12 protein-coding genes are annotated in these 12822 nt (G+C 63.1%); 6 read left to right on the forward strand and 6 right to left on the reverse strand.

The features are described from left to right. Positions 1-45: 45 nt before the first annotated feature. Genes LOY37_RS06580 through LOY37_RS06590 form a run of 3 tightly spaced genes read right to left on the reverse strand, consistent with a single transcriptional unit; the run spans position 46 to position 3838 of the window. The gene (locus tag LOY37_RS06580) at positions 46-1344 is read right to left on the reverse strand and encodes an FAD-binding oxidoreductase (protein ID WP_093386362.1); all 1299 of its coding nucleotides are present in this window, start codon (positions 1342-1344) and stop codon (positions 46-48) included. Continuing rightward, positions 1341-2429 carry a polyamine ABC transporter substrate-binding protein gene (locus tag LOY37_RS06585; RefSeq protein WP_045193519.1) on the reverse strand — a complete coding sequence of 363 codons (1089 nt, stop codon included), beginning with the start codon at positions 2427-2429 and terminating at the stop codon, positions 1341-1343. The genes LOY37_RS06580 and LOY37_RS06585 overlap by 4 nt, the downstream gene beginning before the upstream one ends. A gap of 50 nt (positions 2430-2479) precedes the next feature. After that, on the reverse strand, positions 2480-3838 hold the full coding sequence (locus LOY37_RS06590) for a glutamine synthetase family protein (protein ID WP_045193707.1): 1359 nt from the start codon (positions 3836-3838) through the stop codon (positions 2480-2482). A 174-nt stretch (positions 3839-4012) separates the two neighbouring features. On the opposite strand from LOY37_RS06590, the gene LOY37_RS06595 reads away from it, so the two are divergent. From LOY37_RS06595 to nadA, 4 genes are all read left to right on the forward strand, one after another. Next, a complete protein-coding gene (locus LOY37_RS06595; protein WP_045193518.1) occupies positions 4013-4927 on the forward strand; it encodes a helix-turn-helix domain-containing protein in 915 nt (304 codons plus the stop codon). Between the two features lie 53 nt (positions 4928-4980). Then, positions 4981-5850 (forward strand): oxaloacetate decarboxylase, encoded by an 870-nt coding sequence (locus LOY37_RS06600; protein WP_045193517.1) that lies wholly within the window; start codon positions 4981-4983, stop codon positions 5848-5850. Positions 5851-5904: 54 nt separating this feature from the next. Beyond that, on the forward strand, positions 5905-7401 hold the full coding sequence (locus LOY37_RS06605; RefSeq protein ID WP_258716504.1) for a YdgA family protein: 1497 nt from the start codon (positions 5905-5907) through the stop codon (positions 7399-7401). A 226-nt stretch (positions 7402-7627) separates the two neighbouring features. Then, positions 7628-8686 (forward strand): quinolinate synthase NadA, encoded by a 1059-nt coding sequence (nadA, locus tag LOY37_RS06610; protein WP_258716505.1) that lies wholly within the window; start codon positions 7628-7630, stop codon positions 8684-8686. A 58-nt stretch (positions 8687-8744) separates the two neighbouring features. Here nadA and LOY37_RS06615 read toward each other — a convergent pair whose 3' ends face one another. Continuing rightward, positions 8745-10178 carry a M48 family metalloprotease gene (locus LOY37_RS06615; protein ID WP_045193514.1) on the reverse strand — a complete coding sequence of 478 codons (1434 nt, stop codon included), beginning with the start codon at positions 10176-10178 and terminating at the stop codon, positions 8745-8747. A 124-nt stretch (positions 10179-10302) separates the two neighbouring features. On the opposite strand from LOY37_RS06615, the gene LOY37_RS06620 reads away from it, so the two are divergent. Both LOY37_RS06620 and LOY37_RS06625 read left to right on the forward strand, forming a co-directional pair. Then, positions 10303-10542 carry a sulfurtransferase TusA family protein gene (locus LOY37_RS06620; protein ID WP_045193512.1) on the forward strand — a complete coding sequence of 80 codons (240 nt, stop codon included), beginning with the start codon at positions 10303-10305 and terminating at the stop codon, positions 10540-10542. 24 nt (positions 10543-10566) lie between these two features. Further along, positions 10567-11637, forward strand: coding sequence for an AI-2E family transporter (locus LOY37_RS06625; RefSeq protein WP_045193511.1), 1071 nt, complete (start codon positions 10567-10569; stop codon positions 11635-11637). A gap of 73 nt (positions 11638-11710) precedes the next feature. Here the strand turns inward: LOY37_RS06625 and LOY37_RS06630 are convergent, their stop codons facing one another. Both LOY37_RS06630 and LOY37_RS06635 read right to left on the reverse strand, forming a co-directional pair. Beyond that, positions 11711-12184 carry a peroxiredoxin gene (locus tag LOY37_RS06630; RefSeq protein WP_258716506.1) on the reverse strand — a complete coding sequence of 158 codons (474 nt, stop codon included), beginning with the start codon at positions 12182-12184 and terminating at the stop codon, positions 11711-11713. An 11-nt stretch (positions 12185-12195) separates the two neighbouring features. Further along, positions 12196-12756, reverse strand: coding sequence for a glycine cleavage system protein R (locus LOY37_RS06635; RefSeq protein ID WP_038996628.1), 561 nt, complete (start codon positions 12754-12756; stop codon positions 12196-12198). Positions 12757-12822 lie beyond the last annotated feature (66 nt).

The following is a 12822-nucleotide window of genomic DNA, read 5'->3' on the forward strand; positions in this document are numbered from 1 at the left end:
CAGTCGCAAGGAAAAGAAGGATATTTGTCGGACGGCTAACCGTCCTTAGCCCAGCACCTCGCGCAGCCGGTACCAGAACATCCCCAACGCCAGCAACGGCGAGCGCAGGGCCTTGCCGCCGGGGAAGGTCAGGTGCGGCACCGCGCTGAACACATCCAGGCCCTGGCTGTGCCCGGCGTGAATGGCTTCGGCCAGCAGCCGCGCGGTCCAGTGGGTGACGTTCAGGCCATGGCCGCTGTAGCCCTGGGCATAGAACACGTTCGGGTGCTGTTGCAGGCGGCCGACCTGGGGGAAGCGATTGGCGGTGATGCCGATCTTGCCGCCCCACTGGAAGTCGATGCGGGTATTGGCCAGTTGCGGGAACACCTTGAGCATCTTCGGTTTCATGTAGGCAGCGATATCCGCAGGGTCGCGCCCGGAGTAGTGGCAGGCGCCACCGAACAGCAGGCGGCGGTCGGCCGACAGCCGGTAATAGTCGAGGCCGACCTTCTGGTCGCACAGCGACAGGTTCTGTGGAATCAGCTGCTCGGCCTGTGCCTGGGACAGCGGCTCGGTGGCGATGATGTAGCTGCCGGCGGGCAATACCTTGCCGCTCAGGCGCGGCTCCAGTTCATCCAGGTGCGCGTTGCAGGCCAGCACCAGGCTGCCGGCGCGCACCGTACCGTGCCGGGTGCGTACCTGCGCAGTGGCGCCATGGCTGATTTCCAGCACCGGGCTCTGTTCGAAGATGCGCACGCCGAGGGATTCGGCCACGCGTGCCTCGCCCAGCACCAGGTTGAGCGGATGCAGGTGGCCCGAGCCGCGGTCGATCAGGCCGCCGGCATACAGGTCGGAGGCGACCACCTGATGCATCTGCTCAGGCCCGATCAATTGCGTTTCATGCCGATAATTCTGCTCGGCCAGGCTTTGCTGCTCGGCACGCAAGGCGGCGAACTGCGCCGGGGTGTTGGCCAGTTCGCAAAAGCCCCAGCGCAGGTCGCAATCGATGCCGTGGGTGCGGACGCGCTCGGCCACCACCTCGACCGATTCGATGCCGGCGCGTTGCAGGTACTTCACCCCCTCCTGGCCGACGTAGCGGGCGAAGCCCTCGACCTCATGGCCGATACCGCGGATCAGCTGGCCGCCGTTGCGCCCGCTGGCGCCCCAGCCGATGCGCCGGGCTTCGAGGAGGATCACCGAGAGCCCGCGCTGGGCCAGTTCGATGGCGCAGTTGACCCCGGTAAAACCGCCGCCGATCACGCAGACATCGGCCTGCAGATCGGCGCCCAGGGCAGGGTAGGGCGCCAGGTCATGGGCCGTGGCGCTGTAGTAGGAGCGGGCGTGTTCAGGGCTGTACTGGTTCATTTGTTCGACTTCACTTTGCTCCAGGAGCGGGTCATCAGGCGCATGATCGCCGGCGTCGGGGTGCTGGACACGTACAGCTTGTCGAGCACTGCTTGCGGTGGGTACACCTCGGGGTTGTTGACCAGCTCCGCGTCCATGTACTGCTTGGCCGGCGGGTTGGCGTTGGCGTAGCCGACCACGCCGCTGACCTTGGCGATCACTTTCGGGTCGAGCAGGTAGTTGATGAAGGCGTAGGCCTCTTTCGGGTTGCTGGCGTCGGAGGGAATCGCCAGCAGGTCGAACCACAGGTTGCTGCCTTCCTTGGGAATGGCGTAGGCGATGTTGACGCCGTTGTTGGCTTCCTTGGCGCGGTTGGCGGCCTGGAACACGTCGCCCGAATAGCCGAAGGCCACGCAGATATCGCCGTTGGCCAGGTCCGAGACATATTTGGACGAGTGGAAATAGGTGATGTAGGGGCGCAGGGTCAGTAGTTTGGCCTCGGCCGCCTTGTAGTCTTCAGGCTTTTCGCTGCGCGGATCCTTGCCCATGTAGTTGAGGATGGCCGGGAACAGTTCGTCGGCCGAGTCCATGAACGACACGCCACACTGGCTGAGCTTTTTCAGGTTCTCGGGCTCGAACATCACCGCCCAGGAATCGATGTGGTCGACGCCCAGCACCTGCTTGACCTTGTCGACGTTGTAGCCGATGCCGTTGGTGCCCCACAGGTAGGGCACCGAGTGCAGGTTGTCGGCGTCGTTCTCCTGGAGGAACTTGAGCAGCACCGGGTCGAGGTTCTTCCAGTTCGGCAACTGCTCGCGGTCCAGTTTCAGAAAGGCCCCGGCTTTGACCTGACGGGCCAGAAAGTGGTTGGAAGGCACGACCACGTCGTAGCCGGTGCGACCGGCGAGCAACTTGCCTTCCAGGGTTTCGTTGGAGTCGAACACGTCGTAGATGACCTTGATACCGGTGCTGCCCTGAAAATCCGCCAGGGTGGTTTCACCGATGTAGTCGGTCCAGTTGTACACGCTGACACTGGGCTGGGCCTGGGCCACGGCGCTGACCAGCAGCGCCAGGGTTGCAGTTACGACTGTTTTCATGGGACGCATATCGACACCTTTTCGAATTGTTGTTTTCGATACTTGTTACAAGCTCGGGCTCAGACGCTGAGCAGCAGGAATTCGCGCTCCCAGGAGCTGATCACCCGTTTGAAGTTCTCGTGCTCGGCACGCTTGACCGCCACGTAGCCGCGGACGAACTTGCTGCCCAGGTACTGCTCGATGGTCGGGCAGTCTTCCATGTGCGCCAGGGCGTCTTCGATGGTGATCGGCAGGCGCAGGTTGCGCCGCTCGTAGGCGCGGCCCTGCACAGGGGCACTGGGGTTGATCTTCTCGACCATGCCCAGGTAGCCGCACAGCAGGCTCGCGGCAATCGCCAGGTAGGGGTTGGCATCGGCGCCGGGCAGGCGGTTTTCCACGCGCATCGCCTCGGGGCTCGAGGTCGGTACGCGCAGGCCCACGGTGCGGTTCTCTTCGCCCCATTCGACGTTCACCGGCGCCGAGGTGTCGGGCAGGAAACGGCGGAACGAGTTGACGTTGGGGGCGAACATCGGCAGCACTTTGGGGATGTACTTTTGCAAGCCGCCGATGTGATGCAGAAACAGCTCGCTCATTTGCCCGTTGTCGTCGACGAAGATCGGCTTGCCGGTGGCGATGTCGACCACACTCTGGTGCAGGTGCATGGCGCTGCCCGGCTCGTCGCCCACCGGCTTGGCCATGAAGGTGGCGGTGACGTTGTGCTTGAGCGCCGCCTCGCGCATGGTGCGCTTGAACACGGTGATCTGGTCGGCAAGGTCGAGGGCGTCGCCGTGACGGAAGTTGATTTCCATCTGCGCCGGGCCGTCTTCGTGGATCAGCGTGTCGAGGTCCAGGCCCTGGGCTTCGCACCAGTCGTAAACGTCTTCGAACAGCGGGTCGAATTCGTTGGCGGCATCGATCGAGAACGACTGGCGGCCGCTTTCGGCCCGGCCCGAACGGCCCAGTGGCGCCTGCAGCGGCAAGTCCGGGTCTTCGCAGCGCTGGGTCAGGTAGAACTCCATCTCCGGGGCGACGATGGGCTGCCAGCCCTTGTCGGTGTAGAGCTTGAGGACTTTCTTGAGCACGTTGCGCGGCGACAGCTCGATCGGGTTACCTTGCTTGTCGAAGGTGTCGTGGATCACCACGGCGGTCGGCTCGATGGCCCATGGCACCACGTACACCGCCGCCGAATCCGGGCGGCAGACCATGTCGATGTCGGCCGGATCGAGCAGGTCGTAGTAGATGTCGTCGTCGACAAAGTCCCCGGTTACCGTTTGCAGAAGCACACTTTCCGGCAGGCGCATGCCTCGTTCATGCAGGAACTTGTTGGTCGGTGCGATCTTGCCGCGGGCGATACCGGTCAGATCACTGACCACGCACTCGACTTCGGTAATCTTGTGTTCTTTCAGCCACGCAGACAGCTGATCGAAAGGGGCATTCATAAAGACCTCGTTGTTGGTTTTATCCACGCCAGGACCGGCAGTTGCGACCGGCTTGCCACCCAAGCGGCTTCCCCTGTAGCGCGTTGAGGTCTATCTTGGGTGACGCTTGCGCATTCGATCTATCCACTTTCAGCAAGACTAAAATGCACCAAAAGAGTGCATAAAGAGCAGCTCATGACAGCGTCAACGCCTTTGCGGGTTCAAGCTTTCAATACCGCCGATGTCACCGAACAGGTCCGTGCCACCCCGGGCTGGACCCAGCATTACCAACAGATGTCTCCCGGGCATTTCGCCGGCCAGCTGCGCTGCCTCGACCTGCAGGGCGTGGAGATTTACGAGGAGTGCATGAACACTCGGGTCGAGCAGAATTTCAGTGCGCCGGCCGGCTCCCTGGCGTTCTGTTTCGACCGCAACGATCACAGCCTTTACGTGCTCAATGGCGAAAGCCGCAACATCTGGATCACCCCGGAGAACTACCAGGAAGTGGCCGTGGTGTTCGGCCCGGAATTCGTCCAGCGCCACAGCCTGGACATCGCCCGCCTCGACGGGCTGTTCATGGCGCCGTTGAACTCGATGCAGAACGAGCTGTTCAGCCGCTGGCTGAGCGGCACCCTCACGCGCATCTCGCAGACCATCGACCCACCAAGCCAGGACGCATTGGCCGCGCAGTTGCTGGAAGACTGCCTGTTCATCCTCGATAACGCGTGCATCTGCCTCGATCGCGGGGCGTTGTGGCGGCGTACCGAAGAGCGCGCAATCATGCGCAAGGTTGGCGAATGGGCGGCAGATTGCCCGGAAGAAACCCTCAATCTGCTTGAGCTTTCGCAGGTTGCCGGGGTGTCCCTGCGCCAGCTGCAGCACGCCTTCAAGACCTTTACCGGCATGGCCCCGGCGCAGTGGCTGCGCTTGCGCCGGCTCAACAGTGCACGGCGTGAATTGCTCAGTTGCACGCCCAGCGATACCACCGTCGCCGAAGTGGCCATGCATTGGTCGTTCTGGCACCTGGGACGGTTTTCCGACAGCTACCGCAAGCTGTTCAAGGAGCTGCCCAGCGAGACCCTGAAGCGCGTGGCGCTGTCAGTCAGATAGCCAGCAGTGGTAATGTTCGACCTACTAAATGAAGTCGATAGCCTGGAAAGACCATGCCAAGAGCCTCCCACCAAGACCTGCGTCGCGCGTTCCGCCAACTGCTTGCCTCACCTGCCTGCTACCACACCGCCTCTGTTTTCGACCCGATGTCGGCGCGCATTGCCGCTGACCTGGGCTTCGAGGTGGGGATCCTCGGCGGTTCGGTGGCCTCCCTGCAGGTGCTGGCCGCCCCTGACTTTGCCCTGATCAGCCTGAGCGAATTCGCCGAGCAGGCGACGCGGATCGGCCGGGTGGCGCAACTGCCGGTAATTGCCGACGCCGACCACGGCTATGGCAACGCGCTCAACGTGATGCGGACGGTGACCGAGCTTGAGCGTGCCGGGATTGCCGCGCTGACCATCGAGGACACCCTGCTGCCGGCCCAGTTCGGGCGCAAGTCTACCGACCTGATCAGCATCGCCGAAGGCGTCGGCAAGATCCGTGCGGCGCTGGAGGCGCGGGTTGACCCGGAGCTGTCGATCATTGCCCGCACCAACGCGGCGCTGATTGCCACCGAAGAAGTCATCGCCCGCACCGTGGCCTACCAGAACGCCGGCGCAGACGCCTTGTGCATTGTCGGTATCCGCGACTTCGAACACCTGGAACAGATTGCCGCGCACCTGAGCGTGCCGCTGATGCTGGTCACCTACGGCAACCCGCAACTGCATGATGATGCGCGCCTGGCCGAACTGGGCGTGCGCATTGCCGTCGATGGCCATGGCGCCTACTTTGCCGCGATCAAGGCCACCTACGACTGCCTGCGCGAGCAGCGCGGTATCACCAGCAGCACCTCGGACCTGAGCGCCACCGAACTCACCCATACCTACACGCAACCGGACGACTACATCGTCTGGGCCCGCGAGTACATGGACGTCAACGAATAGGCCGCAAGGCTTAGTCAACGCTACAACTCTCTACAAATGGAAGCGAAACAATTCATGAAGAAATCTACAGGCGTACTCGGCCTCGCAGTGGCAGTGGCAGCGGTGTGCACCGCGGGTGCCTGGTACACCGGCAAGCAACTGCCAGGCGTGCTGGCAACCACCATCGCCGAATCCAACGCCCAGACCAAGCAGGCGCTGGTGGGTATGGACACCCTCGTGGAGCTTGAGCTGGTATCGCTGGACAGCCATCTGTTCAGCAGTACCGCCAAATACCGCCTCAAGGTAAAGAACCTGCAGGTTGGCGAAGACAGAAAAAGCTTTGAGCTGAATTTTGTCGACCAGATCGAACACGGGCCGTTGCCGCTGTCGCGGGTCAAGGCGCTGAAGCTGATGCCGGTCATGGCAGCCAGTCATTACAGCCTGGAAAAAGACGCGGCCACCGCCGACTGGTTCGCCCTGACCAAAGACGTTTCGCCGCTGCAAGGCCAGGTTGCCTACGGCTACGATCGCTCGATGGACAGCGCTTTCCAGGTGGCGCCGATCGAGTGGAGCAAGGACGGCTCGTCGCTGAAGTTCTCCGGCTTTGAAGTCACTGGCCACGGCAACGAAGGCGCCGAACACGTGCAGCTCACCGGCCAGTCGGGCGGCCTGAGCCTGAACCTGGTCGACCCTGACAGCAAAGTGCTGAAAGTCGAGATCAAGGGCCTGAGCCTGACCGGCGACATGACCAAGACGCCGTTCGGCTTCTATGTCGGCAAGATGGACATGGCCGTGGCTGATACGGTCGCCACCTTCGGCGATGAGCAAAAGGTCCTGAAGCTCAAGGGCCTGGCGCAGAACAACGAGTACAAGAACGACGGCGACAAGCTCTCGGCACGCATGGAATACAAGGTTGGCGACATCAACTTTGACGGCAAGGCCATCGGTGCCGGCGAGATGGTCTGGAGCCTCAAGCGTCTCGACATCCCGGCCATGCAAGCGCTGATCGGCTGGTACCAGAGCCGCCTGCCGGAGTTCCAGCAGGCCGCTGCCGAAGGTGCAGGCATGCCGGACCTGGCGATGACCGAGGCTGAAACGGCCCAGGTGCGCAGCGATGTGCAGCGCCTGCTGGCAGCCAAGCCGCAGATCGCCCTGGAGAACCTGTCGTTCAAGACTGCCAATGGCGAAAGCCGTTTCAGCTTCAGCGTCGACCTGGCCAACCCGACCTCCCTGGAGCTGCCGCCCGAGGAGCTGTCCAAGCAGCTGATCACCCAGCTGCAGAGCAAGCTGTCGCTGTCCAAGCCGATGATCGGTGACCTGGCGACCCTGCAGGCGCAGTTCGAAGGCCAGACCGATGCTGCCATCGTTTCCCAGCAAGCGGCCCAGGCCGGGGAAATGGTCAGCATGATGGCGGTGCAGAGCCAGATGGCCAAGGTCGAGGGCAATGACATTGTTACCTCGCTGCACTATGCCGATGGCATGGTCGACTTCAACGGCCAGAAGATGACCGTTGAGCAGTTCGCCAGCGTGATCATGGCCAACGCCAGCGCAATGCAGGCGACCGGCGGTTGATGTTCAGGCCCGGGGCGCCCGCCCCGGGCTTGTTTCACTAAAAAAACCTTTTGAATTCATTCGATTATCTGTAGCCTTCGGCATCCTATAAAAACCCGAGGCCGCAGCTGGTCCGTGGTTCTGTGCGCAAGGCTGTTTTGCCCTGCCTGTGGAGCCTGTAGCCGATTTGCCAGGGCTCGGTGATACACTCGACTTACGCGCTCAAGCGCCTGCAGGTCCAGCGATCATGACCCAGATTTCCGAACGCCTTCTCGTCCAGGCTCACCTCGATGCCAAGCAGCCCACGCCGCTGACGCCCGAGCAAGAGGCCGACTACCGCGCCGCCATTGCCGCCGAACTCAAGGCGCAAGATGCCGTGCTGGTTGCCCACTACTATTGCGACCCGGTGATCCAGGCCCTGGCCGAGGAAACCGGTGGCTGCGTGTCCGACTCGCTGGAAATGGCCCGCTTCGGCAAGAACCACGCGGCCTCGACCGTGGTGGTCGCCGGGGTGCGCTTCATGGGCGAGACGGCCAAGATCCTCACCCCGGAAAAGCGCGTGCTGATGCCGACCCTTGAGGCGACCTGCTCGCTCGATCTCGGCTGCCCGGTGGAGGAGTTCTCTGCGTTCTGCGACAAGCACCCCGAGCGCACCGTGGTGGTGTATGCCAACACCTCGGCGGCGGTCAAGGCCCGCGCCGACTGGGTAGTGACCTCAAGCTGCGCGCTGGAAATCGTCGAAAGCCTGATGGACAACGGCGAGACCATCATCTGGGGCCCGGACCAGCACCTGGGCCGCTATATCCAGAAACAGACCGGCGCCGACATGCTGCTGTGGGACGGTGCCTGCATCGTCCACGAAGAGTTCAAGTCGCGCCAACTGGCCGACATGAAGGCGCTGTACCCGGATGCGGCAATCCTGGTGCATCCGGAGTCGCCCGAGGCGGTAATCGAGCTGGCCGACGCAGTGGGCTCCACCAGCCAGCTGATTGCGGCGGCGCAGACCCTGCCGAACAAGACCTTCATCGTCGCCACCGACCGCGGCATCTTCTACAAGATGCAGCAGCTGTGCCCCGACAAGATCTTCATCGAAGCGCCTACCGCCGGTAACGGCGCGGCCTGCCGCAGCTGCGCGCATTGCCCGTGGATGGCGATGAATACCCTGGAGCGCACCTTGCAGTGCCTGCGGGAAGGCACTAACGAGATTTTCGTTGAGCCGGCGTTGATCCCCCAGGCGATCAAGCCGCTCAAGCGTATGCTCGACTTCACCCAGGCAGCGCGGATGAAGTTGTCCGGTAACGCCTGACGACGCCTTCGCGGGGCAAGCCCGCTCCTACGGTAGGAGCGGGCTTGCCCCGCGATGCTTAGCGCATCATGTCCTTGACCATCCGCTGCTGCTCCATCAGCTCGCGCTGACGCGCATCGATCTTCGACGCCAGGACAAAGTTGTTGCCGGCGCGCTGCTTGGCGTAGTCGAGCTGCTGCAGGGCCTGGTCGAAGTCGCCCACCAGGGCAAAGTATTCGGCGCGGGCCTGGTGCAGGCCGATGGTGTTGCCCGACAAGCCCCGCACTTCCGCCACGTCATACCAGACGTCCGGGTCTTCAGGACGGTTCTTGAGTAGCGCATCCAGCGCCTTCTCTGCCTCGGCAGGGCGGTTCTGCTTGAGCAGCAGGTCGATGCGCGCCTGTTGCAGCGGGTAGTTGGCCGGGTACAGGCTGCGCATCCGCTCGACCCGTTGCTGGGCATCGGGCAGGCGGTTGTTGGTGATGTCCAGGTCGATCTGCGCCAGGTTGTAGGTGATGTCGTTGGGCGCCTTGGCCAGCAGCGGCTTGAGGTTCTCGCGCGCCTCGTTCAGGCGCCCGCCCTTGATCTGCGCCAGCGCCAGGCCGTAGCGGGCGGCGTCCATCTGCGGGTTTTCGTCGAGCTGGGCCTGGAAGCGCTTGGCGGCAAGGCCGGGGGTGCCTTCGTAGATCAGCGCCACCCGGGCACGAATCAGCTGGTAGCGCATGCTGTCTTCGGTGCCACCCTTGGGCGCCTGTTCGGCGCGGTTGCGGGTGTCGGCGATGCGCGATTCGGTAACCGGGTGAGTCAGGAGGAATTCCGGCGGCTTGGCGTCGTAGCGGTACTGGCGCATCAGGCGCTCGAACATGGTCGGCATGTTGCGCGGATCATAGCCGGCCTTCTCAAGGTTGAGGATACCGATGCGGTCGGCTTCCTGTTCGTTCTGCCGCGAGAAGCGCCGCTGCTCCTGGATGGCGGCCGCCTGGGTGCCGGCAATTGCGGCAATACCGGCATCACCGGCACCTGCCGCGGCGGCGACGATGCCGATCAGCAGCGCGCCCATCATCGGCAACTGCATGCGCTGCTGGGCCTCGACGCCGCGGGCGAAGTGGCGTTGCGACAAGTGCGCCAGTTCGTGGGCCAGTACCGAGGCGTATTCGCCTTCGGTCTGGGCATTGAGGAACAGCCCGCCGTTGACCCCGACGATCCCGCCGGGGGCGGCAAAGGCGTTGAGTTCGCGGCTGTCGATGAGGATGAACTCCAGGCGCCGGTCCTGCAACTGGCTGGTTTCGGCCAGGCGGTAGACGCTGGTTTCGACGTAATCCTTGAGCTGGGGATCGTTCAGTTGGTTGACATTGCCCCGCAGCAGGCTGAGCCAGGCGCGGCCCAGCTGGTGTTCCTGTTGCGGGGAGACAATGGCAGAACTGGCGTCGCCGAGTGACGGCAGGTCGTCGGCATGGCTGGGGAGCGCCATCAAACAGGCCAGCGTCAGCAGGGTAGGGCGCAGAAAATTCATGCACGAAGCTCTGGTCGACAAAGAACCTTACTGTAGCCCGCTCGCACGTTGGCGACCAGTGGCGGTATCCTACCGGGCTTGTTCAAAATGCTACCTGTGCCCGCATTCCTGCCTGGAGAACCCCATGAGCGAGACCCCGACCCATGACGCCGAACTCGACGCCAGCGGGCTGAACTGCCCGCTGCCGCTGCTCAAGGCGAAGATGGAGCTCAATCGCCTGGCCACTGGCGCGGTGCTCAAGGTGATTGCCACCGACGCCGGTTCCCAGCGCGACTTTCGCACTTTTGCCCGATTGGCCGGTCATACGCTGCTGCTCGAAGAGGCCGAGGCCGGTGTTTACACCTACTGGCTGAAGAAGGCCTGAGTTTTTTCTGTTAAAGGATCGTCAATGTTCAAGGTGCTTCGCGACTGGATGCAGCGCTACTTCTCCGATGAAGAAGCGGTGGTGCTGGCGGTCTTGCTGTTTCTGGCGTTCACCGCCGTCCTGACCCTCGGTGGCATGCTCGCGCCGGTGCTGGCGGGGATGGTTCTGGCGTTCCTGATGCAAGGCCTGGTCAACGCCCTGGAGCGCCTGCGGGTGCCCACGCGCTATGCGGTCGGGCTGGTGTTCATGCTGTTCATGGGCGCCCTGGCGGTGTTCCTGCTGGTGCTGGTGCCGCTGCTCTGGCACCAGTTGATCACCCTCTTCAATGAACTGCCGGGCATGCTCGGCAAGTGGCAGTCGCTGTTATTGCTGTTGCCCGAGCGCTACCCGCACCTGGTCTCCGACGAGCAGGTGCTGCAGGCCATCGAGGTGATGCGCGGCGAGATCGGCAAGTTCGGCCAGTGGGCGCTGACCTTCTCGCTGTCGAGCCTGCCGCTGCTGGTCAACATCATGATCTACCTGGTGCTGGTGCCGATCCTGGTGTTCTTCTTTCTCAAGGACCGCGAGCAGATCGCCGATTGGGTCAGTGGCTATTTGCCCAAGGAGCGGGCGCTGATGACCCGGGTGGCCGAAGAAATGAACCGGCAGATCGCCAACTACATTCGCGGCAAGGGCATCGAGATTCTGATCTGTGGCGTGGCCACCTACATCGCCTTCATCAGCCTGGGGCTCAACTATGCGGCGTTGCTGGCCCTGCTGGTCGGCCTGTCGGTGGTGGTGCCCTATGTCGGCGCGGTGGTGGTGACCGTACCGGTAACCCTGATTGCGCTGTTCCAGTGGGGCTGGGGTGATCAGTTCATCTACCTGATGGCGGTGTACGCGATCATCCAGGCCCTGGACGGCAACGTGCTGGTGCCGCTGCTGTTCTCCGAGGCGGTGAGCCTGCACCCGGTGGCGATCATCTGCGCGGTGCTGCTGTTTGGCGGGCTGTGGGGGTTCTGGGGGATCTTCTTTGCCATCCCGCTGGCGACCCTGTTCAAGGCCGTGCTGGATGCCTGGCCGCGGCGCGAGCCGGTGGTGGCGCCGCTGCTCTAAAAGCATCGCGGGGCAAGCCCGCTCCCACAGTGAGTGAAAGAACCTGTGGGAGCGGGCTTGCCCCGCGATTGGCTTATCTTGCGTTCAGCGTCTGCGCTTCAGCCAGCACGGCGTCCACGTGCCCTGGCACTTTCACCCCACGCCAGGCCTTGCGCAGCACGCCGTCCTTGTCGATCAGGAAGGTGCTGCGGTCCACGCCCAGGTATTCCTTGCCGTAGAGTTTCTTCAGCTTGATCACGTCGAACAGCTGGCACAGGGCCTCGTCCTTGTCGCTGATCAGCTCGAAGGGGAAGGCCTGCTTGGTCTTGAAGTTTTCGTGGGACTTGATGCCATCGCGCGATACGCCGAACACCTGGGTGTTGGCCGCTGCAAAGGCTGCATGCTGGTCACGGAAACCCTGGCCTTCGGTGGTGCAGCCCGGGGTGCTGTCCTTGGGGTAGAAGTACAGCACCACCTGCTGGCCTTTAAGCCCAGCCAGGCTGACGGTCTGGCCGCTGGTGGCCTGAGCCTCGAAATCGGCGACGGGTTGGTCAAGTTCAACGGCCATGAAAAGCTTCCTTACATCGGGTTCTGTGGGCGCCACGGTTCGATTAGCGCATCCAGGTTCAGCGCATCGGAGAAGTCCAGGAACTGGTCACGCAGCCAGCTGATCTGGGTACCGGCCGGCAGGGTCACGGTAAAGGTGGCGTTGAGCATGGTGCCGCCGGTCTGCGGGGCCTGGTAGGTGTCGCAGGTGAGGTTCTCCAGCTCCACATGGTGGTCGATGAAGAACTGGCACAGCTCGTTGATGATGTCCGGGCGGTAGGCGGCGCTGACATAGGCCACGTACGGCAGCGACAGCGGGCGCACTTCGAGTTCGGCGCTGCGCACCACGTTGACGGTGAAGGTGTGCTTCTTGGCCAGGCCCGGCAGGGCGCCTTCGAAGCGCGCCAGGGCGTCCCAACTGCCGGCGACCTGCAGGACCAGGGCACTGCACTCGCCGTGGCGGGTCAGGCGCGAGGTGACGACCGAGCAACGATTGTCGTTGCTGGCCCGGCACAGGATGTTGGTCAGTTCCATGGGATTGGCACCCAGGGCGCTGATGACAAGGAATTGTTCGCGTACGGTGGGGGTGGACATGCAGCATTCCTAAAGCGATGAGCGGTCGGTACCTGACGTGGCAAAAAGGCCGGTAGGCAGGCGCCC

It is taken from the genome of Pseudomonas sp. B21-012, assembly GCF_024749305.1.
Taxonomy (GTDB): Bacteria; Pseudomonadota; Gammaproteobacteria; order Pseudomonadales; family Pseudomonadaceae; genus Aquipseudomonas.

Excerpts from the sequence above, each read along its gene's own strand:
- LOY37_RS06580 (WP_093386362.1), bottom strand. The coding sequence starts at position 1,344 with ATGAACCAGTACAGCCCTGAACACGCCCGCTCCTACTACAGCGCCACG.
- LOY37_RS06585 (WP_045193519.1), bottom strand. The coding sequence starts at position 2,429 with ATGCGTCCCATGAAAACAGTCGTAACTGCAACCCTGGCGCTGCTGGTC.
- LOY37_RS06590 (WP_045193707.1), bottom strand. The coding sequence starts at position 3,838 with ATGAATGCCCCTTTCGATCAGCTGTCTGCGTGGCTGAAAGAACACAAG.
- LOY37_RS06595 (WP_045193518.1), top strand. The coding sequence starts at position 4,013 with ATGACAGCGTCAACGCCTTTGCGGGTTCAAGCTTTCAATACCGCCGAT.
- LOY37_RS06600 (WP_045193517.1), top strand. The coding sequence starts at position 4,981 with ATGCCAAGAGCCTCCCACCAAGACCTGCGTCGCGCGTTCCGCCAACTG.
- LOY37_RS06605 (WP_258716504.1), top strand. The coding sequence starts at position 5,905 with ATGAAGAAATCTACAGGCGTACTCGGCCTCGCAGTGGCAGTGGCAGCG.
- nadA (WP_258716505.1), top strand. The coding sequence starts at position 7,628 with ATGACCCAGATTTCCGAACGCCTTCTCGTCCAGGCTCACCTCGATGCC.
- LOY37_RS06615 (WP_045193514.1), bottom strand. The coding sequence starts at position 10,178 with ATGAATTTTCTGCGCCCTACCCTGCTGACGCTGGCCTGTTTGATGGCG.
- LOY37_RS06620 (WP_045193512.1), top strand. The coding sequence starts at position 10,303 with ATGAGCGAGACCCCGACCCATGACGCCGAACTCGACGCCAGCGGGCTG.
- LOY37_RS06625 (WP_045193511.1), top strand. The coding sequence starts at position 10,567 with ATGTTCAAGGTGCTTCGCGACTGGATGCAGCGCTACTTCTCCGATGAA.
- LOY37_RS06630 (WP_258716506.1), bottom strand. The coding sequence starts at position 12,184 with ATGGCCGTTGAACTTGACCAACCCGTCGCCGATTTCGAGGCTCAGGCC.
- LOY37_RS06635 (WP_038996628.1), bottom strand. The coding sequence starts at position 12,756 with ATGTCCACCCCCACCGTACGCGAACAATTCCTTGTCATCAGCGCCCTG.